At 49.3% G+C, this 19,736-nt stretch carries 16 protein-coding genes; 6 read left to right on the top strand and 10 right to left on the bottom strand.

Annotated features, from left to right (window positions below; genetic code table 11):
• Nucleotides 1-44: 44 nt before the first annotated feature.
• The 6 genes from MHH82_RS15255 to MHH82_RS15230 form a co-directional block, all read right to left on the bottom strand.
• On the bottom strand, nt 45-674 hold the full coding sequence (locus MHH82_RS15255) for a hypothetical protein (protein WP_036663062.1): 630 nt from the start codon (nt 672-674) through the stop codon (nt 45-47).
• 268 nt (nt 675-942) lie between these two features.
• Nucleotides 943-1,815: a sugar phosphate isomerase/epimerase family protein gene (locus tag MHH82_RS15250; protein ID WP_036663065.1), complete on the bottom strand. Its 873-nt coding sequence runs from the start codon at nt 1,813-1,815 to the stop codon at nt 943-945.
• Nucleotides 1,816-1,830: 15 nt separating this feature from the next.
• Nucleotides 1,831-3,501, bottom strand: a complete 1,671-nt coding sequence (locus MHH82_RS15245; RefSeq protein ID WP_340966552.1) for an ABC transporter substrate-binding protein — start codon at nt 3,499-3,501, stop codon at nt 1,831-1,833.
• A 31-nt stretch (nt 3,502-3,532) separates the two neighbouring features.
• On the bottom strand, nt 3,533-4,429 hold the full coding sequence (locus tag MHH82_RS15240; protein ID WP_036663069.1) for a carbohydrate ABC transporter permease: 897 nt from the start codon (nt 4,427-4,429) through the stop codon (nt 3,533-3,535).
• Between the two features lie 16 nt (nt 4,430-4,445).
• Entirely contained in the window at nt 4,446-5,318 is an 873-nt protein-coding gene (locus tag MHH82_RS15235) for an ABC transporter permease (RefSeq protein WP_015735199.1), read from the bottom strand.
• A gap of 198 nt (nt 5,319-5,516) precedes the next feature.
• Nucleotides 5,517-7,832, bottom strand: coding sequence for a helix-turn-helix domain-containing protein (locus tag MHH82_RS15230; protein WP_340966549.1), 2,316 nt, complete (start codon nt 7,830-7,832; stop codon nt 5,517-5,519).
• A 237-nt stretch (nt 7,833-8,069) separates the two neighbouring features.
• Between MHH82_RS15230 and MHH82_RS15225 the strand changes: the two genes are divergently transcribed.
• The 3 genes from MHH82_RS15225 to MHH82_RS15215 all read left to right on the top strand — a co-directional run bounded on the left by MHH82_RS15225 (nt 8,070) and on the right by MHH82_RS15215 (nt 10,864).
• Nucleotides 8,070-9,263: a cytochrome P450 family protein gene (locus tag MHH82_RS15225; protein ID WP_340966546.1), complete on the top strand. Its 1,194-nt coding sequence runs from the start codon at nt 8,070-8,072 to the stop codon at nt 9,261-9,263.
• A gap of 283 nt (nt 9,264-9,546) precedes the next feature.
• Nucleotides 9,547-10,041: a DUF2243 domain-containing protein gene (locus MHH82_RS15220; RefSeq protein WP_251495535.1), complete on the top strand. Its 495-nt coding sequence runs from the start codon at nt 9,547-9,549 to the stop codon at nt 10,039-10,041.
• Nucleotide 10,042: 1 nt separating this feature from the next.
• A complete protein-coding gene (locus MHH82_RS15215; protein ID WP_340966544.1) occupies nt 10,043-10,864 on the top strand; it encodes a cytochrome c oxidase assembly protein in 822 nt (273 codons plus the stop codon).
• Here the strand turns inward: MHH82_RS15215 and MHH82_RS15210 are convergent.
• From MHH82_RS15210 to MHH82_RS15195, 4 genes are all read right to left on the bottom strand, one after another.
• Nucleotides 10,861-11,784 (bottom strand): VanW family protein, encoded by a 924-nt coding sequence (locus MHH82_RS15210; RefSeq protein ID WP_340969984.1) that lies wholly within the window; start codon nt 11,782-11,784, stop codon nt 10,861-10,863. The genes MHH82_RS15215 and MHH82_RS15210 overlap by 4 nt on opposite strands.
• 190 nt (nt 11,785-11,974) lie before the next feature.
• Complete coding sequence (locus MHH82_RS15205) at nt 11,975-13,225, bottom strand: multidrug effflux MFS transporter (RefSeq protein WP_015735193.1); 1,251 nt, start codon at nt 13,223-13,225, stop codon at nt 11,975-11,977.
• A gap of 128 nt (nt 13,226-13,353) precedes the next feature.
• Nucleotides 13,354-14,916, bottom strand: coding sequence for an ATP-binding protein (locus MHH82_RS15200; protein WP_145036283.1), 1,563 nt, complete (start codon nt 14,914-14,916; stop codon nt 13,354-13,356).
• Between the two features lie 182 nt (nt 14,917-15,098).
• Nucleotides 15,099-15,881, bottom strand: coding sequence for a YqzG/YhdC family protein (locus tag MHH82_RS15195; RefSeq protein WP_251495528.1), 783 nt, complete (start codon nt 15,879-15,881; stop codon nt 15,099-15,101).
• Between the two features lie 156 nt (nt 15,882-16,037).
• On the opposite strand from MHH82_RS15195, the gene MHH82_RS15190 reads away from it, so the two are divergent.
• The 3 genes from MHH82_RS15190 to MHH82_RS15180 are packed head-to-tail and all read left to right on the top strand — an operon-like array spanning nt 16,038 to nt 19,735.
• Nucleotides 16,038-17,537 (top strand): spore germination protein, encoded by a 1,500-nt coding sequence (locus tag MHH82_RS15190; protein ID WP_340966538.1) that lies wholly within the window; start codon nt 16,038-16,040, stop codon nt 17,535-17,537.
• Between the two features lie 6 nt (nt 17,538-17,543).
• A complete protein-coding gene (locus tag MHH82_RS15185) occupies nt 17,544-18,632 on the top strand; it encodes a GerAB/ArcD/ProY family transporter (RefSeq protein WP_015735189.1) in 1,089 nt (362 codons plus the stop codon).
• Nucleotides 18,626-19,735 carry a Ger(x)C family spore germination protein gene (locus MHH82_RS15180; RefSeq protein WP_015735188.1) on the top strand — a complete coding sequence of 370 codons (1,110 nt, stop codon included), beginning with the start codon at nt 18,626-18,628 and terminating at the stop codon, nt 19,733-19,735. Before MHH82_RS15185 ends, MHH82_RS15180 begins: the two co-directional genes overlap by 7 nt.
• Nucleotide 19,736 lies beyond the last annotated feature (1 nt).

The raw sequence follows: 19,736 nt of genomic DNA, 5'->3' as shown, positions 1-19,736 counted from the left end.
GGATCAGGTAAAAAAAAACAGGGCAGCCGCGTGTTTACGCCATCTCATGCGAGAATGGACGCAACATCGATATAAATTTCATCGCCTAACCGGGCATTCCCCAGCAGACGAAGATGTCGCTTGGATGTAAAATCTTTGGGTTCGTAACTGTTGGGTGCTTTAGCGGGGGACAACAGCTTTAGTTGGATATAGGTTTCCGCTACAAGTTTGCTGCAGAAGAAGTCGCGGAACGAAGTAGTGATGCCAAACTTGCCTTCGATGATCTCCCAATACATCTGTTTTTTATCCGGAAACACGGCATCATGCACCTGCTCGATAAAATGATCCAGCTGCTCGTACATTTCGGGTGTTCGATCTGCATGCAGATGACGGATCGCAAACATCGTATCGTAATGGTTGCTGAGATCGGTTGACAATCGATCGCGTAACTTCACGAGCTGAGGACCTGATTTCTTGATATGTAACCACGTATCCTCCAAATTATTGAGCGACGTGGATTCCCATAACAGCACTTCATCGTTCGGAGCGCGTACGACCATCGCAACATGTGACCACGGACAATGTTCCAGTGCTTCAATTCGAAGACTTCCCTTGGCTACCCCATGAGCGAGCAGAATATCTCCGGTCTGCAGCTTAGGCTCAATCTCGTTATAAGGAACGGTAGTTTGGTTCATATTATCCCCCTTGGCTGGTGAAATTCACCATGAATTTTGTCCTTCAGTTTAATACTAAACGCAACCCATAAATTGTCAATCACTGAAATTGGGCTATGGCATCGTCTTTGTTCCTTCCCGAATCCATTTTTAGTAGATATAGGTGATTATCGGTTCGTACTGAGCTGCTTTCGGTTGCCGCTTTGCGCAAACAGGCCTGCCCGGATTTTCTCCATGGCAGGCCTGTGTATTATAATGGTTTCGTTTAAATAATCTGGCGCTTCTCCTGTCACGCTTCCTCCCATAACCGCTTCAGATTGTCCAAACCCAATCGGGTTCCTTCCCTGCACTCCTCCATGCCCTCGAATTCCAGCGTAATATCCCCGTCATAACCGGATTCTTTAATGAGTCGAAGGATTCGCCGCACATCCAGATCCCCCTGCCCGAAGATGGAGCCTCGCAGGTAATTGCCATGGGACGTTCTGAACCACTTCCCCCCGCCCGGATCCTGATCATACGGACGATAATAGAAGTCTTTCACGTGGACGAGCGAGGCCAGCGGCAAGTTGCGTTTCACGCCGACCAGCGGCTGCTCGTCAACGCATAGAAAGTTGCCGATATCCAAGGTCGTCTTGAAGTTCGGACGGTCGACAGCCTGCAGCACGCGCTGTACCCGGTCGCTTGCCTGCACGCTCACGCCATGGTTCTCGATTGTGGTCGTGATGTCGTGCTTGGCCGCGTAATCCGCGATTTGACGGCAGCCTTCCACGATCATGTCCAGATGGGTTTCCACGTAATCGATGCCCATCTTCTCCGACGGCAGCGTGAACGCCGTTACGTCATGCCGCATATGCTTCATTCCCAGCCGGTTGACCGTATCCACGTGGCGCTTGATTCGTTCGACCTCCGCATCGAAGTCGTCTCTGCTCTCCTGGACGAAATTAGCGGGCATGGAATAATTGGATAATGCGATGCCGGCTTCGGCCGCCCGTTCACGCACCGCATCGGCAAGTCCGGGATTGTCCTCCAGCGTAAATCCATAGGGTACGATCTCCATATGCTGTCCGCCGTTCTCCGCGATCCAATCCACCACATCCAGCACCGTCATCTCGCCTGCACGGATAGCCGGCAGCAAGCTGTAGGTGCTTACACCAACCCTCATTGCATGATACCTCCTTTATTTGCTTCTTCCATCGTAAGCTTCCTGGTAGATTTCCAGATAGCGGGCTACATTCATGGCCTCCAGCTGCTTCACGTAGCCGTCCCAGTCTTTATCCAGATCGGCATCGCCAATCACGAAGCGTGCCATCATTTCATCCACGTAATCGTTGATCGTTTTGGACAGATCCGCTACCTCGGACGCCTGCTCGTTTGTCAAAAACAACGGCGGAACGGTGCTGACATCGGTTGGTTTGTAAGGTTCGTATTTATTTTTCGTCTCGTTGTACAATACGACTTCCAGATCGTCGTCTCCTTTGGCAACGGCGCTCAGGCGGAAATCATTTGTCCGCAAACTCGGGCCGGTTTGTATCCAGGCAATATTTTGCACCGTACCGTATGATTTTAGCTCAGACCAGACCGCAGGCTCCCCGTTGATGCCGACCTCTCCGTCCTTCGCTTCCCTCCATTCCTGATCCGGACGGCCATAGACGCTGCGCAGCGTATGCTCCCGCTCGTACAGACCATCTGCCCAGCGCAGGGCAAGCTCAGGATGCTTGGCCTTTTTCGTGATGACGAACGCACCCGGGTTTAATCCGGTGGAATCGAGAGCCGCATAACGAACGCCGTTCGGTCCTTTGAGCGGCGGCACCGTCTTATATTCCAACCATCTGCCGCTTTCGCCGAGGAGTTGGGTAAATATACCCTGGTGGCCGCCGGTTGAAGCACCCAGAATGACCGTATCGGGATTCTCCCCGATCTGGATCAGCTGATTGTCATCCTGCGTGAATGACTCCGGAGCGACCAGCCCCTCGGCATACAGCTTGTTCATATACCGCAACCCTTCCCTCCACTCCGGTTTGTTGAAGGCGACGTCGAGCTTGTCGTCTTTTATGAATATATGCTTGTAACTTGAGCCGTAAACCGGATTATAAATGAAAGAGTTCAACAGGAACGCATCGATGGAGGAGCTCCAGGATTTCGGTGAAATCGACAGCGGAATTTCATCCTGGATTCCGTTTCCGTTCGGGTCCTGTTCTTTGAAGGCCTTCAGCACCTCGTACAGCTCATCGGTGGTTTCCGGCATCTTTAGGTTGAGTTTCTTCAGCCAAGGCTCATAAATCCACATTTTCTGGCTCATGGAGCAGTGGTAGCATTCATTCACTTCCGGAAGCGCATAGATATTGCCGTCCAGCGCGGTAATCGTGGATTGGATCTCCGGATTGTCCTGGAACAATTTCTTGGTGTTCGGCCCCTGCTTCTCGATCAGATCATTCAACGGGAGAAAGGCGCCCTGCGAGCCGTAAATCATCTGCTGCGCCGGCGATATGTTCAATCCCAGGATGACATCGGGGTAGTCCTCGCTGGCAAGAACGAGATTCAACTTTTCCTGCATGCTCTGCTCCGGAACGACCTCCCACTCGATGTGCACATTCGTTTTTTCTTCGTACCATTTGGTGAAATCGTTCGTTTCGAAATTCTCGACCAGCGGATTCCCCCGCACCATCACCTTCAAAGTGGTTTTCTCTTGAACCAGCGGATAGGTTCCCGGTTCGGACAATGCGATTGTCTCGGTACCCGTATTTTGTGGTTCATCTGCGCCTTTCGGGCCCTTTGACCCGGTACAGCCTGCAAGAAGGATACTGAATGCGGTGATAGCACCCATAATAACCCGCGTTCTTTTTCTCATAACGTCCCGCCCTCCTGAAATGATGGATGTATTATCCTTTTAACGAACCGATCATGACCCCTTTGACAAAAAACTTCTGCAGGAACGGATAAATGATCAGCAGTGGAACCGATGTCACCACGATCAGCGAATATTTCAGCAGCTCGCGCAGCCCTTGCCGGGCCGCCGCGGTTTTGGCGTCTCCGAGCATTTCGATATTGACCTCGTTCTGCACCAGAATGTCGCGGAGCACCAGCTGCAGCGGGTACAAATCCGCGCTTTTTAAATAGATCATGGCGTTGAAATATTGGTTCCAGTGGCCGACGGCATAGAATAAAGCGATGACGGCCAGGATGGGACCCGAAAGCGGCAGCACGATGCGCCACAGGAACCGGAAATCCGTACAGCCGTCCAGCTGCGAAGCCTCCAGCAATTCCGTAGGGATTGTCGTCTGGAAGTAGGTCCGCATGATGATCACGTTCCACACCGACAGCGCGCCGGGAATGAGCATCGACCATACCGTGTCAATCATGCCGAGATCCTTCACCAGCAGGTAGGTCGGTATCAGTCCCCCATTAAACAGCATCGTGAACACAAACAGCAGCATGAACAGGCCGCGCCCACGAAAATCTTTGCGTGATAGCGGGTAAGCCGCCATGACGGACAGAATAAGATTAATCGAGGTGCCTGCCAGCGTATAGAACAGCGTGTTCATGAAGCCTTTGGCGACCATCGTGTTTTTGAACACCGCACGGTACCCCTCGAGCGTCGGTTCGACGGGCCACAGCCATACCTTTCCCGATAAAACCGCGCTGCTGGAACTGAACGAAGCACTGACCACATAAATCAACGGATATAACACAACGATTAAGAAAACGGATAAAATGACGTAGTTCACCACCGTAAAAACGCGGTCCGAGCCGGATTCCTTCATGGCAGGTGATTGCATACATGTCCTCCCTTCCTTACCAAAGACTTTCCTGCTTCAGCTTTTTGGCCGTCTGATTCACGATCAGCAGCAGCACGAAGCCGATGATCGCTTTAAACAAGCCAATCGCCGTGGCATAAGAGAAATTCATCGCTTGGGATACCAGCCCAACCTTGTACACATACGTGTCGATGACCTCAGATGATCGCAAATTCAGCGCATTCTGCATTAACAGTATTTTCTCGAAGCCGGTTTCCAGCATTTGACCCGTATTCAGAATGAGCAGAATGATGGCGATGGGCATAATGCCCGGCAGGTCAATATGGCGCATCCGCTGCATCTTCGAAGCGCCGTCGATGACGGCTGCTTCATGGAGTGCCGGATCAATGCCTGAAAGCGTTGCCAAAAAGATGATGCAGGAAAACCCGACGTTCTGCCAAATATGGGACCACACGTAGATCGACTGAAACCAGGAGGCCTCCGCCATGAAATGATACGGACCTGCGCCGATCCAGCCGAGCATCGTATTGATGAGTCCCGTTCTCGGGTCCATAAACTGCAGCATCAAGCCCACCAGTACGACCAGAGAGATGAAATAAGGCGCGTATGTAACCATCTGGACGGTGTTCTTGAAACGCCGGTTTCTAACATAATTCAAACCGAGCGCGAGCAGAATGGGAAACGGAAAACTGGCTATCAGCGTGTACAAGCTGATCGAGAACGTATTCTTGAGCAAACGCCAAAATTCATGCGATTGGAAGAAACGTTCGAACTGGGCAAATCCGACCCATGGACTGCCACTGATTCCTTTTGTGACGTTGAACTCTTTAAACGCAATCTGCGCGCCGTACATCGGCACATACTTGAAGATGATGATGTACAATAACGGGAGCAAAAAAAGCGCGTACAATTGCCAGCTGCGGATGATACTCTTCCAGCCACTCAGCAGTTACCACTCCAATCTTCAATGGGATTCGTCCCGATCCGGTCCGTGATTGGAGTATATACAGCCGGCTTGTTCCGCGTAAATCTTCATGTTTTCGGTCAACTATTCAGAATTTTAGAATGGGCTGTTATTCATCAATCCGGCAGTACGCATTTCTTTAGATTAAGCATAATCTCCGGTCCGTTGAAGACGTCTGTACTCGGTGGCGCTTATCCCGTTTACGCGTTTAAACGCCCGGCTGAAGGTGTTGAGTGATAAATAGCCGCAAGCTGCAGCGATGTCGCTGACCGGCTTATCGCTCGTTGCCAACTCCCGCTTTGCCTCATCCATTCGGAGCTTCTCGAGATACTCCGAGAAATTCAAGCCCGTCTGCTCCTTGAAGAAGTACGATACATAAGCTTCGGAAGTGTGGGTTTCCCGGGCGAGCGCGGATAAACTCAGATCGCTCTCCACATAGTGCTTCTCGATATAGCTCAGCAGCCGGTTCGTTAAATGAGCATTATGGCTCTTCTTCCTCTCCTCGTTCTTCTGACAGAGGCGAACGAAAGCGGCATAGAGAATATTCATGGCTTCAGCAGGGGATAACTCGGGATTTAACGCTCGCATGACGGCATCCGTTTCCTCCGTTCTGTGGCTTCCATCATTCCCTGTCTGTTCGTTGCACTTCATCAGGGTACCGCTAAGCTCCTGGACAAGGAGCTTCTCAACGGCCATCGGCATTTGCCGATCCGACCTGTTCTTCTCCTTGATCTGCCGAAAAAGCTGCCTTGTCTCATCCAGATTGCCGGCTTTCACGAGCTGGATTAACCGCATCTCTTCGTCTGCCGGGTAATAATAGGAAAAGGCCGGCATTACCATCTCAGCATGGTAGAAGATAGGAGACTTCTCGCTCCATCCCGCATGATGCAGGACAAACTTGGCCTCCCCGTAGGAACGATACAGCTCGGCAATATTGGACCGGATCTCGCCTACAGCCATGTACAGGCCCGTGCCGGAAATTCCAATCAAATGCTCATAAATCGACTGTAGATGTGCACGCATGTGTATCGTGAATTCCGCTTTATCCGCTGCCGTTCCCGACAGGACCAGAACCAATTGATTTTCTCCAAAGTCATGCAGCAGCGCCCCTTCTCCGCATAATGATTGAATCCGGTCGCGGATGTTGATTTTGACGATATCGAGCTCCATCAGCATTTCTTCCATGAAGGGCTCTTGGTATCCTCGAATATGAAGAAGCGCCACCGCATGGTGAGATCCCCGGAGCTGGACCTGCGCGTGTTCCATGGCAGCCTCCAGCTCCTGCATCGACGTGAAGCTCCCTTTCAGAAGACGGTCAACCAAAACGTTTCGCAGCATCGGAATCTGCTCCTCCAACCGCTCCTTCAGCGAATCATGGCTTTCAACCAGCTCGGAAACGGAATGGCCGATATAATCAACGGCGCTACGCGAAGAAGCATGAGCTGCTTCCGATCGGGTTGAAGGCAGCAGCTGAAGGATTTTGAGGAACGGCCTGCTGCTTCGATATGCCAAATAACCGGCCACGCCTAACCCCAACAGCAGAGCTGTAACGAAGATGGTTAACGTCAGCTGCTTGATATAATATACCTTTTGGAGCACCACGGATTTAGGCTGAGCGGATACATAGCTCCATCCGTTGTATTCGGATGTGGATTGCGTCACAAGCATCTCCTGTTCATTCCATTGGATATGGGTATCGCCACTTTTTATAGGAAGCGCTTTCATAAAACCCTGTTCTTTCAAACCGATGGAGCTGATCAAGTTTCCGTTGGCATCCGCTATATAGGCAAAGCCCTCTTGTTCCGGATCGACTTTGCGGAGCATGTCCTGGATCTGCCTATTGTTAATCAGGACCGTAACGACCCCGCTGCTGCTTTTGTTTCCGAAGGATTGCATATAACTCACGACGGAGTATGGTTTGCCTTCATAAACAACCGAATGTCCCGGCGTATACGTTTTATAATGATACTGCCCGAACAATGCTTGCCTCCATTCGCTTAACGATTGGCCTTCATAACGCAGCAGCAAACGATAATACTGGTCTGCCGTATACACCTTGCGGGGAGAGATGACCATGCTGCTGTTCTTGTACGCGATGTAATAATCCACGATGAAATGATTAAACAGTTTGTAGTTAAACAAGCTCTTTTCCAAATCCCACAGACGGTATGGACCTGTGCCGGCAAACGGTTCTTTCTCGAATTGAAAGGATTGGATCTTCGATTCGCTCGACATCTGCCGTGCGATGTTCTCGATTTCGGCAAATCGCTGATCCAGCGCTTCCTGAATTTGCTGCAGTGCCGCAGAGGTGCTCTTTACCGTTTCGTTTTCAATCAGCTCCGAGGTTTTTCCATAAGCAAACCATCCTACCAATAGGGAGCCTACGAGAATGACGGCATACGGTATAAAAAAACGAAACAACAGCCCTGCCTTCTCCCCCGATACGGATTTCACCGGCATTTTCCCCCTTTCTTCCCTTCAGATATGATCCAATATATCAAAGATTGATGCGCGTAGTCAGTAGACCAAAAGGCACTGATTTCCCCTTGTTCATGGGCAACATGCACGGCTACACCGGAACGACGAATGGATTGAAGGAACTGGAGACTGTCGTCAATTCAACCGTAAATTGGTTATCCTTATCGCTATCCCTTATACTGGATATGAAACTATCATTTTCGAGAGGAGACCATACCGATGAATGTGAACGAATCTCTGAAAAATGCATTGTTTACCAAGGAATTTACCCATAACCCTTATCCGGTGTACGAGAAATTGAGGCAAAGCGATCCCATTATGAATCTGCAATTTCCGGATGGTCGTCATGGGTGGCTGATCAGCAGTTACGCTGAAGCCGTCGAAGCGCTCAAGGATGGCCGGTTCAGTAAGGACGTCACGAAGGCAATGGGCGGGGAACAGACCAGCGTGTTCAGCACCAATATGCTGTTCTCCGATCCGCCGGATCACAAACGGCTTCGCGGATTGGTCCAGAAGGGTTTCACGCCGCAGAGAATCGCGGATATGCGCAGCCATATTCAAGAGATCGCGGACGGCCTGTTGGATGCCGTCTCCTCCAAAGACACCATGAATCTTATTGACGAATATGCCTTTAAGCTTCCCATTATAGTAATCAGCGAGATTCTCGGCGTACCTACTGAGGATCAGGACAAGTTCCGGGTATGGTCCAATTCCATCATCGGCGCTTCCAATCAGGAAATGAACGAGCAGGTCGTCCAGCATATGAACGAATTCATCGCTTATTTGAGGGACTGGTTCGCCAAGGTTCGCGAACAGCCCGGCGACGATATGATCAGTCAGCTGGTCATTGCCGAGAACCAAGGTGACCGCTTATCCGAACAGGAGTTATACGGCGTCGTTACCCTGATGATCATAGCCGGACATGAAACGACGGTGAACCTGATCGGCAATGGCGTGCTTGCATTATTGGAGCATCCGGAGCAGCGGAAGCTTTTGCAGGAACAGCCGGAACGGATTCATGGCGCCATTGAAGAAATGCTTCGCTACAACGGTCCCGTTGAATTCAGCACTTCACGATGGGCCGCGGAGGACTTGGAATTTCACGGTGTCCATATGAAAAAAGGCGACTTGGTTGTCATCGCCCTAAATTCCGCTAATCGCGATTCCATACAATTCGAGGATCCCGATCTGTTCGATATCACCCGGGAGAAGAGCCAGCACTTAGCCTTCGGCAAGGGAATACACCTCTGCCTCGGAGCACCGCTCGCCAGGCTGGAAGGTGAAATCGCGATAAACACGCTCCTACGCCGCTTTCCCGATTTCGAGCTTCAGGGCAATATCGACGATCTGGAATGGAGGCCGGGTATGATCGTGCGCGGCGTGAAGGAGATCCCCATTTCACTTCGTTCTTAATAACCAGGAGAATATATTTACACCTAGTAAAAAGGCGAACCCTAAAAGTGGTTCGCCTTTTGTTTGTGGATATGTTCAATTCAGTTAACATATATAACATTATGTAAACTATTTAACTAATGAACAACGAGCTTTAGTCCTTTACCGAAGCGAATAATATATATTACTCGTTTTATCCACCCGGTGTTTAAGTTATTGATATGGTAATAATGGGTAAACTTAGAAAGTATCACTTTGTAAATCGATGGACTTCAGAATTTTATAACGGAAGAGGATGAGACGAATGAAGTCTTCTAAAACCCATGAAAATCAAACACAGCGCTCAAACTACGCCGAACGCAACCTATGGGCCGGCATCTTGTTCGGGTTAGGGCTGGTCGGATTTATCGATGAGGTGGTATTTCACCAATTGCTGCATTGGCATCATTTCTACGATAAGTCTACAAGCGATATCGGCCTTGTCTCTGATGGTCTGTTTCATGCGTTCAGCTGGTTTGCTACCATCGGCTCCTCGTTCCTGATTGCCGATCTGCATCGAAGGAATGCGTTTTGGGCTAAACGATGGATTGGAGGCATTCTGTTAGGCGGTGGCGCTTTCCAGCTGTACGACGGCATCATCCAGCACAAGTGGATGCGACTGCATCAGATTCGTTATTACGTCGATATCAGACCCTACGACTGGGTCTGGAATCTGATTGCTGCCGGCATGATCATCGCTGGTATCATACTCATTGTACGCACTCGAAACCGCGTTCCTTCCCGGAAGGCCGCATCCTAAGATGAGTCATCATTCGATTCAACATCATGGTGCCGATATGTTCGAGGGGACAGCTGTATGGCAACCTTGGGAATGGATTTTGACTTCCTTCCTCGCGGGCCTAATTCTGCTCTATTGGACAGCTGCTGCGGTTTCCAATCGACGCCACCGCATATGGCCTGCCCATCGTTATGTTTGCTGGATTGCGGGATTGACGTGCATAGGCTTGTCGCTGGCAGGCCCGTTGGCCCGGCTTGCCCCTGCAAATTTCCCGGTGCATATGCTTGGGCATTTGCTGCTCGGCATGCTGGGGCCACTGCTGATTGCGTTTTCAGCTCCAATGACGCTTCTGCTTCGGTCAGTCCCAGTGCCGGTCGCAAGAAGAATTAGCCGATTGCTTAAGATCAAGCTCGTCCATTGTATCTCACATCCATTGGTGGCCGCTTTGTTGAATATCGGCGGCTTATGGATCCTCTACACCACCGGGTTGTTCACGGCCATGCATCATAGCCTAATTCTTCATATAGCCGTTCATTTTCATGTGTTTGCAGCCGGATATCTATTTACGGTTTCTTTGATCTACGTGGATGTGGTTCCCTACCGCCGAAGCTTTCGGCTTCGTGCGTTCATCCTGATCATTGCCATGGCGGGACACGGGATACTCTCCAAATACTTATATGCCCATCCGCCCGACGGTGTTCCTTTCGAGCAGGCAAAGCTTGGTGGAATGCTGATGTATTACGGCGGCGATGCCGTGGATCTCGTTCTCGTGTTGTGGATGTGCATGCAATGGTATAGGTCGTCCCGTCCGCGACCGGCATCGTTTCATCCAATCTCGGATTAATCGCCGCTTACCGGATTATGCTTGGTGTCACTGGTCTCCTCCGGCAGGCAGTTGGATATGCTCGGTACATTGCGCGGCTTATATTCAATGAGTTCCGAAGAGTATATGGCTACGGTCATTCTTCCCCCGTTCCCGAATGCCCGAATGAGGATGGGTTGATTATAGGCGTTCTCAAAGACAAAATCTGGGCCTCCCCAGCTAACCGTAGCGTCTCGACCAGGCAGCACGTAAGGGACGTTCCGGCTGTGAGAGTAGCGCTTCACAATCTGCAAACCTGCACGGTCAATCGCATTATACAGAGTCGAAGAAACCTGACAGATTCCGCCCCCCACTCCTTCGGACAATTCGCCTCTTACGATCACGCCGGCACGTTTGTAACCCCTGTCCGCCGTTCTCATGCCGACGACCTCATTGAACGAGAACGTTTCCCCGGGGAATACGACTGCGCTGTCAATCGCTTGAGCAGCCAACGAGATGTTATGGGAACGATTTTTGTTATTGGAATTAAAATAGGTTACATAGTAGCCGATCGGCTTGACGCGAATGGAAGCCAGAAGCTCGGTGTCCACTTTCGGATATATCGGATACCTCGGCGCTTCGATGGAAGAAGCCCCGGTGCCGTACCAATACGAGTAGTATTGTTCCAATAGCTTGCGGCGGTCCAGACGATGGCCGTTCTGACCCGGAACGATCTGGCCGCTGCTGCCAATCTTGGCATTTCGGGCTTCCATATAGGTCTTGCGATCAAGTTTATCCACCCATTGATCGTATTTGTCCATATCTAGCAGCGGGAACACATCAAGCGCATGTTCGCTTCGATTCACGCTTTCCATGACTTTGCCTTCCTGGGTAATCGTTAAATTGTCGTTCTCCGGTTCAGTCCCTTGCAGGAGCATGAACAGTAGGCTAATGACCGACATCCATTTCAAGTGGGTTCACCTGCTTTATCTTTGTGTTTTCCTCGTCTTCGTGCGTTTTTCCTGCTATGCCCGTTTACACATCTCTTTGGTATTATGATTGCATTCTAGGTAATTCATTCAGAATTGTTTTCTTAACAAAAAAAAGAAGCCCGCACATTCATCGTGCGAGCTTCTTTGCAAAAGTACGATCTTATAAAGAGACTTGTGTCTCTTTCCTGCGGCTAATAGGCATGACGAGAAACAGAAACGAACTGACGGCCAGCAATTCCGCGATCCCGATGACGGTGCCCATAGGAGCTGCCGTCGTTCCGTCTCCAAGCCCGACAAGAGGGCTTGCGGCGGCGCCTAAGAGCAAAGGCAGCAAGCCTAGCAATGCAGATGCACTGCCTGAAGTATGGGCTTCCTGCTTCTGCATCGCCAGGGATGTTGTCGTTGCGCTAACCATCCCTACGGCAGAGACGATCAGGAACAGCATCGGCGCAATGAGAAACAGTCCGCCGCCAAGCCATGTAATGGCAAGCAGCGATGTGCCGCCAAAGGCTGCAATAAGAAGTCCCGTCGTCAGAAGTTTGGTTTCTCCTGTGCGGGAAGCCAATCTGCCGGTAATTTGGGAGAATAGTACGATACCAACCCCGTTAACGGCAAAGAATAGGCTGTACGTTTGAGGAGACACCCCGAAGATATCCTGCAGCACGAAGGGCGATCCCGAGATATAAGCGAACATCGCGGCCGATACGAACGCTTGGGAGAGCGCATATCCGATAAACACGCGATCCCGAACCAGCGTACCGAAGGTTTGAAAGGTTTGCCTGATCCCGCCGCTGGCTCTATTCTCCTTGTTCAACGTTTCCGGAAGACCAAACCATACGGCAAGCAGCATAAGCAATCCAATCAAAAACAGGACGACGAATACGCCGCGCCAAGATACAAAATTTAGAATAAAGGCTCCGAATACAGGAGCGATAATTGGAGCCAATCCGTTGATCAGCATCAGTAAAGTGAAAAATTTGGTCAGCTCCGAGCCGGTGTATAAATCCCGCACGACCGCCCTGGATATGACGATGCCGGCTGCTCCGCTGGCTCCCTGCACGAAGCGGAGCGCAACCAGAACCCAAATCGTCGGTGCAAATGCGCACAGTAAGGAGGTGACCGAATAAATAATCAGAGATATGATCAGTGGTGCTTTTCTCCCCCGTATATCGCTGAGCGGCCCGGCTACGAGCTGTCCAAGCGCCAGGCCAAGCAAAAATGCCGTCAAGCTTAATTGGGCTAACGATGCCGGCGACCCTAAACTTTCCGAAAGTTTAGGCAGTGCAGGCAAATACATGTCAACGGAGAGCGGTCCAAATGCCGATAGGGATCCGAGAATCAAGGCAAACTGCAGCCTCTTTCCGCGAGTCAGGACCATGGCTGAACCGGTTTCTTTGGTGGAAATCGACATACTGACAGATACTTCCTTTCTCTTGCAACACATTGATGCATGGGTGATATGCTGCTGGCAATCCATCTTGATTGCTAAGCAACTATCCTATCATAGGTTATTTTTTTGGATATTACCAACCATTTTTACTAGGACAGGGGCATGCGCAAAGTAAACGTTGTGCCAATGCCCAGTTCGCTATGTACTGTAATTCTCCCGCCATGATCTTCTACAATTTTCTGACAGAGGGACAACCCGAGCCCCGTCCCTTCTTCCTTGGTCGTATAGAACGGATCGAAAATTTTGGCAAGATTTTCATCAGCGATCCCTTTGCCAGTATCCTCGATCTGAACAACGGCCATCCCCTCTTCTGCTTTAAGCGAGATTCGAACGGAACCGGTGTTTTCCATCGCCTGGAAGGAATTACGAATCAGATTGATCAGCACCTGGATGATCTTGTCCCGGTCCATCACGATTTGGATCGGCTCATCGCTTAAGTCGAGCAGAAACACATGTCCGTGCGAGGCCGCTTCGGATTCACATAAGGAGTAAACGCGCGTCATGCAGTCCGATAGGGACTCAACCCTCATATTGCTGGCATGGGGCTTAGAAAAATGTAAAAATTCAGCCGTCAGCTCCCCTACCCGCGTGATTTCCCCCATGATAACCTCATACCAGGGCTGTATATTATAACTTTGATTTTTGGAAAGCTGTATAAAGCCTTTAATCGAAGTCAGCGGATTGCGTATCTCGTGGGCCATTCCGGCAGCGAGCTCCCCCACCATCTTCATTTTTTCCGTACGGATCATCTCCTCCTGGCTTCTCATCCAGGAATTGCGGCGCATTTGAAAAATCCGGTCCTCCGCCGTGCTGATGATCTCCTGATACGTTAAAGCTTCATGCGGGTAGCAAGTAATGCTATACGTCACCTGTACGCCGATATGCTCAAAATTGAACATGGTGCTGTCGATGTTGACATGCTCCGGTAGCAGTACGGCAAAGCGGTCTCCCGCATAGCGCGAGGCGGCCAGCATGTCGTTCAGGAATAATCTCCGCAGAGCACGCGAGAATCTGATCAGTATCTCATTTGCCGTGGAAATGTCCTTTGCATTTAACGATTTAAAGTTGTTGATATCGAGCAGCACCAGCTGAAACGGCTTGTTCACCTCAATGAGCTGCTGGACTTTATGCAAATACCCGTCATAATTCAGAAGACCGGTTAATGCATCATGGTACGTTAAGTAATCATTCTGCTTATATAATTTCTTCTTCTCCGATTCCAGAAAGTTAACAAAGTGGAATGAAATCACAATCACAAAGGAAGCCAAACAATCAAACACGGAGACCAGAACATTGTATTTCGTTAACGGCACGTAAGTCAGACGGATTAAGGAATACTGAAGAATGATCAGGAAGCACAGCGGCATCGTTTCCTTAAATCGTTCTTTGTTATGAATGGTATTAATGATCAGTATGTAATACAGGAGGATACACCAGTTTAATTGACTTACATAGTGAAACGCCCCAAGAAACAGAAAATGAACATAACGAAGCCATTCGTACTTTCGATCAAAAACAACGGATACGTACAATAAAGTTGCCGTGAGCAGCATCAAAGGAATGGACGTGTGATAACCGAGATAGACCGACGATACCATGATAAAAATCGATATCAAGGGAACAAATAGGAGCTTAAGGACTAAAAACGACAAAGCGAATCACTCCTAAATCGCTATTACTGGCGCATATTGAAGAAATCAACGAGGCAAGTTCCACCAAATATGGTACACCATATACATGCGTCTGAACAGCAGGAAAACATCACTTTCAACAAAGCCGCCCTTTATTTTTTCCTGAAAATGGCGTTATTCCTGCCGTCAATTGCTATTTTCAGCTAAATTTCCTCATAACGTATCGATAGAATCTGATCGGTTACCGGATGATACGAAACCGTGACATAGACGCCGAATTCAACGTTCCCTTTCTTAAGCCACAGTTTGAACTTCTCCTCCGCCAAAACACTGGATATCTTGGTTCTGCCCATATACAAATAATCCACGACGTCCATATTATATTTCCGCTTGGTTTCGGTGACGGCTAAGGTTCCCCACTTGGCATAGGCAGGCTCTCTTCTGTTCACGGCATGAATCAAAGACTGAGCAATATCGGTCAGTTCACGCTGTCCGATCTCTGTGGAAGCTCGATTTGCTGTAGTTATGAGATATTGCCAATCCGCCTTTTCAAATACCAACAGCTGCAGCGTATTGAGCGGACCCTTGTAGAATTTAGCGGTTGTCTGCTCCGTCAATTCTAATGCTTGAAACGATAGGTGTTCCAGCTGCTGTCTATTCTCAACGGGATATAACTCGATCCTGTAGTCGTTCTCGGGTTTAAATTCGTTTCGATAATGGATCTCCAAATGCTCGTCAAGTCCGGCATGCGTGCCATAACAACGACCATATTGATGCGTAAAAGCTACGGCAGGCACTTGCGGCGGGAGCTGGATTTCTCTGCCGAAACGCTTCTCGCAAGCCCTTATCGCCTCCTCTGCAAGCTCGGCACCGCTTTCAAAAATGGCTTGCTGAAACGAAAACTCCGAAGATTCCATAGTCGCCTGATCATTAATGGGTGTGACCCCGAGCGACAAAATGCTAGCGAATAAAAGGGTGCCCAGCATGTAATTCCTCCTCCTAGAGATTGGCAGACTTGCCTGATCCTAAGATTCCCGCGGACGCTCTTCTTATTCCTGACTTGGGATTCGTTGGATAATTCCTTTGAAAAATACACACACTGTGACGGACTATGCATGAATCCGAGGTGAGTACGCGTGGGGATGAAACAGATATTAAAATCTATTTTTTTGGTCACTCATGAGCATTCTGAATCGGGCACATCTCTATATAATCAACAGGATCCCAACCCCCAGGAAGAGGTTTCGCTGACGCTGAAGCATGTTGCGGATCAGTTTGACGATTCGGCCGACTTTGTCCATAAGATCTATCTTCATGGGCGCCTTCATGTTATGTATTTCAGCCATTTGGTCAATGAGGATCGGCTGGAACGGGATCTGCTTCCTCCCATTTTGAATTCCGACAACCCGCTCGATTTGTTGACGGAGCAATCACAATATGAGCATGTAACGGATTCGAAAACCTATGTGGAAGGTATTCTAAGCGGTATGGCCGCGTTTTATTATGAAGATCAAGCTTTCATGATCGATGTTATTTTCCCGACATCCCGGACGGTGGCTGAATCCGAAACGGAATCCATCATTATCGGACCGCACGAAGCGTTTACCGAACAAGCCTATACGAATCTGTCTTTAATCCGGAAGAGAGTGCAAAGTTCTCATCTCAAGGTCATCAAACTTTCCGTCGGCGAAGTTACGAAATCGGATATCTATGTTCTGTATATCCAGGACATCGCGAATGAGAAATACGTCAAAGAAGTAATTAAGCGGGTCGAAGCTATAGAGATTGATGCCATTCACGATACAAACATGCTGATCCAGTGCATTGACGATGATCCGTACTCGATTTTTGCGCAATTTTTGACCTCAGAGCGGCCGGATACCATTGCCTCCAAGCTGGTTTCGGGACGAGTCGTTGGAATTATGGACGGAAGTCCCACTGCTTTTAGCGCGCCCGCCAACTTTTTTGAATTTTTCTCGTCTTCCGACGATTATTACCAGAGGTGGAGCATTGGTACGGCGACCTTGTTCCTAAGGTTTGCAGCCCTTTTGATAACGGTGACGTTGACAGCCCTATATGTCTCGGTTACCTCGTTTCACTATGAAATGATTCCCGAGAATCTGATCCTTACGCTGACGGAGTCCAGAAGCAAAGTGCCGTTTCCTCCCATTTTCGAAGCGCTGCTCATGGAGACGACGATCGAGCTGCTGCGGGAGGCCGGGGCCAGGCTGCCTACCAAGATTGGACAGACTATCGGTATCGTAGGCGGCATCGTCATCGGCCAGGCGGCAGTGCAAGCCGGATTAACCAGTAATATTCTGATCATCTCCGTCGCCTCTTCGGCCATCGCTTCCTTTGTCATCCCGAACTATGTTATGAGCGCATCTTTTCGCTTGTTCCGTTTCGGGCTTATCGTATTGGCCGGTTTGTGGGGGAATATGGGACTTGCGCTTGGCTTGGCCTATATGGTCATTCACTTAAGCGGCTTGACGAGTGTCGGCTCCTCCTATCTAACACCCATCGCACCATTCGAGCCGTATGACTGGAAAGACGTATTTCTAAGACTTCCCTTTTCCACATTGGCCAAGCGGCCTACCCAAGTCAAAGCCAAAAACAAGGTCAAATTAAAAATGAAAAGGTGAGGCAACTTGAAGGAAAAACTATCCCAATTTCACACTGCGATCCTCATCTACATGATTCAAACGGGGGTCTACGTATTCAGCATTACGCAGGTGGAGGCCCAATATTTTGGTACAAACGGATGGCTCATTACGATCCCGGCATCCATCCTGGTCTGTCTGAACATTTATCAGATGTACTGGGTGTACCGGCTGGGCGAAGGACAGTCGATATTCGTCATTCTGGAGAAAAGCATTCCCAAGTTCATACTGGCCCCCTTCTATCTGGCGATCAGTACGGTATGGGCTTTGATCGGCTGCCTCGTCGCCAAGCAGTACGTGCTGATCTTTCAGATGTTTGCGTTCCCGACAACCAACCCGATGGTATTCAAGATAGCAATCGATGTCCTTGCTTTCATGCTGCTGACCAAGGGTTTGTACAATATCTCCAAAGCTTCCACGGTCTTTTTTTGGTGTACCATTTGGATGAGTTTGCTTCTGCTGTATTATGCAGGGGAATTTCGTATTGAAAGATTAACCCCCTATATATTTAAAGACAGTTCCAACATGTTGGAAGGAATCTTTCAAATCTATTTGGCATACCTAGGGTATGAGTTATGCTTACTGTTGTTTCCTTATACCGATAAGAAAACCAAATTGTTCAGGGCCGTCATCTACGGAAATTTGATACGTTCAGTATCCTATACCATCCTGGGTTTTGTTTCGTTTGGCGTGGTTGGCAGCGATATGCTGAAGGTCATGCTGTTCCCGTTACTGGATTTGCTGGCGTATATCAAACTTCCGTTTATCGAGCGAATCGAGAATCTTTTTTACGGCTTCTTCCTGTTCACGACCCTCATTACGCTAGTGCTTTATTTCTGGGCAGCGGGCGAAAGCACCCAACGTGTCTTTCCAAAAATCAAGATGAATGTGCAGTATTTCTTTATCATTCTTGTAGCACTGCTGATATCCTACATACCCGCGGTATTGAACCGAATCCGGGAGTGGCTTCTGTTTCTGGGTTACATCCAAATCGGGTTTGCTTACATCATGCCATTGATACTAATTATGCTGCTGCTGTGGCAGCGCAGAAAAAGGCAGCGTGATGCGCAATGTTAAAAAAATATGCATGCTTGTTCCTACTCTTATGCATCCTTCCTCTAGCAGGCTGCGGCGATCAACGCATCCTGGAAGATCTGGGGTTCATCCAGACGACCAGTTATGACTTGCTGCAGGATGGTAATTTAGCGATATCGGTCTCCATTCCGCAAGCGGATCCGGAAACTGCCTCTAAGCGGGAAGTGCTGACGGCAACGGCCAAGAGCAGCAAAGAAGCGAAGATGATTATGTCCAGACAAACCGGCATGCTGCTGGTAAGCGGGCAATTGCGGAACGTCCTGTTCGGACTTTCGATGGCGGAACAAGGGCTGCACGGACATCTGGATACCTTGTACAGGGATCCTTCCATATCGTCTCAAGTAAAAATAAGCGTGGTTGAAGGAAATGCCGGCGAACTGTTAATAGACGATTACAAGCAGCATCCGCGAACAGGGCGGTATATCGACATGCTGCTTGAAAAGGAGGCGCTCGGTCAGACCATCCCCAAGGTAACGCTGTTCAACTTTGCCAGGGATTATTTCGATCAGGGCGTAGATCCGGTTGCTCCGATAATTAAGAAGCATGACAAGAACTACATTACGACGAACGGAATTGCTTTATTCAAAGATGATCGCTATGTTGCTAAGATCGAGCCGCAGGATGCATTGATTTTCTCCTTTCTGAAGGGCAAGTTCAGAGAAGGTCAACTTAACATTGATCTGTCGGAGGATCCTAAGGACAAGAAAGAAGTCGTCATGTTCAGTTCATTGATCAGCTCACGAAAAGTCAAGGTCGTGCGCGGAGACCAGGGCATTGACAAAGTGATGTTTTACGTCAAGGTTTCCGGGTCCGTTCTGGAATACATCGGCGATGCCAGGTTAAGCAATGACCGCGAGCGGCATGAGCTGGAGCAGCGGATCAGCCAATATATTACGAAAAAAGGAAATGCCATGATCTCGATCATGAAACAGCATCAGATAGACAGCCTCGGAATCGGCAGGTACGTCCGTAACCGGATTGGCTATGAGCAATGGAAAAAGATGGACTGGCGGCAAGAATTGCAAAAGCTGCAGGTCGAATGCGTGATTGACGTTCATATCAAAGATTACGGGAAATTTAGATAAA

It is taken from the genome of Bacillus sp. FSL K6-6540 (assembly GCF_038007545.1).
The sequence above is the reverse complement of the archived record's forward strand: the minus strand, read 5'-3'. Positions and strand labels throughout refer to the sequence as shown.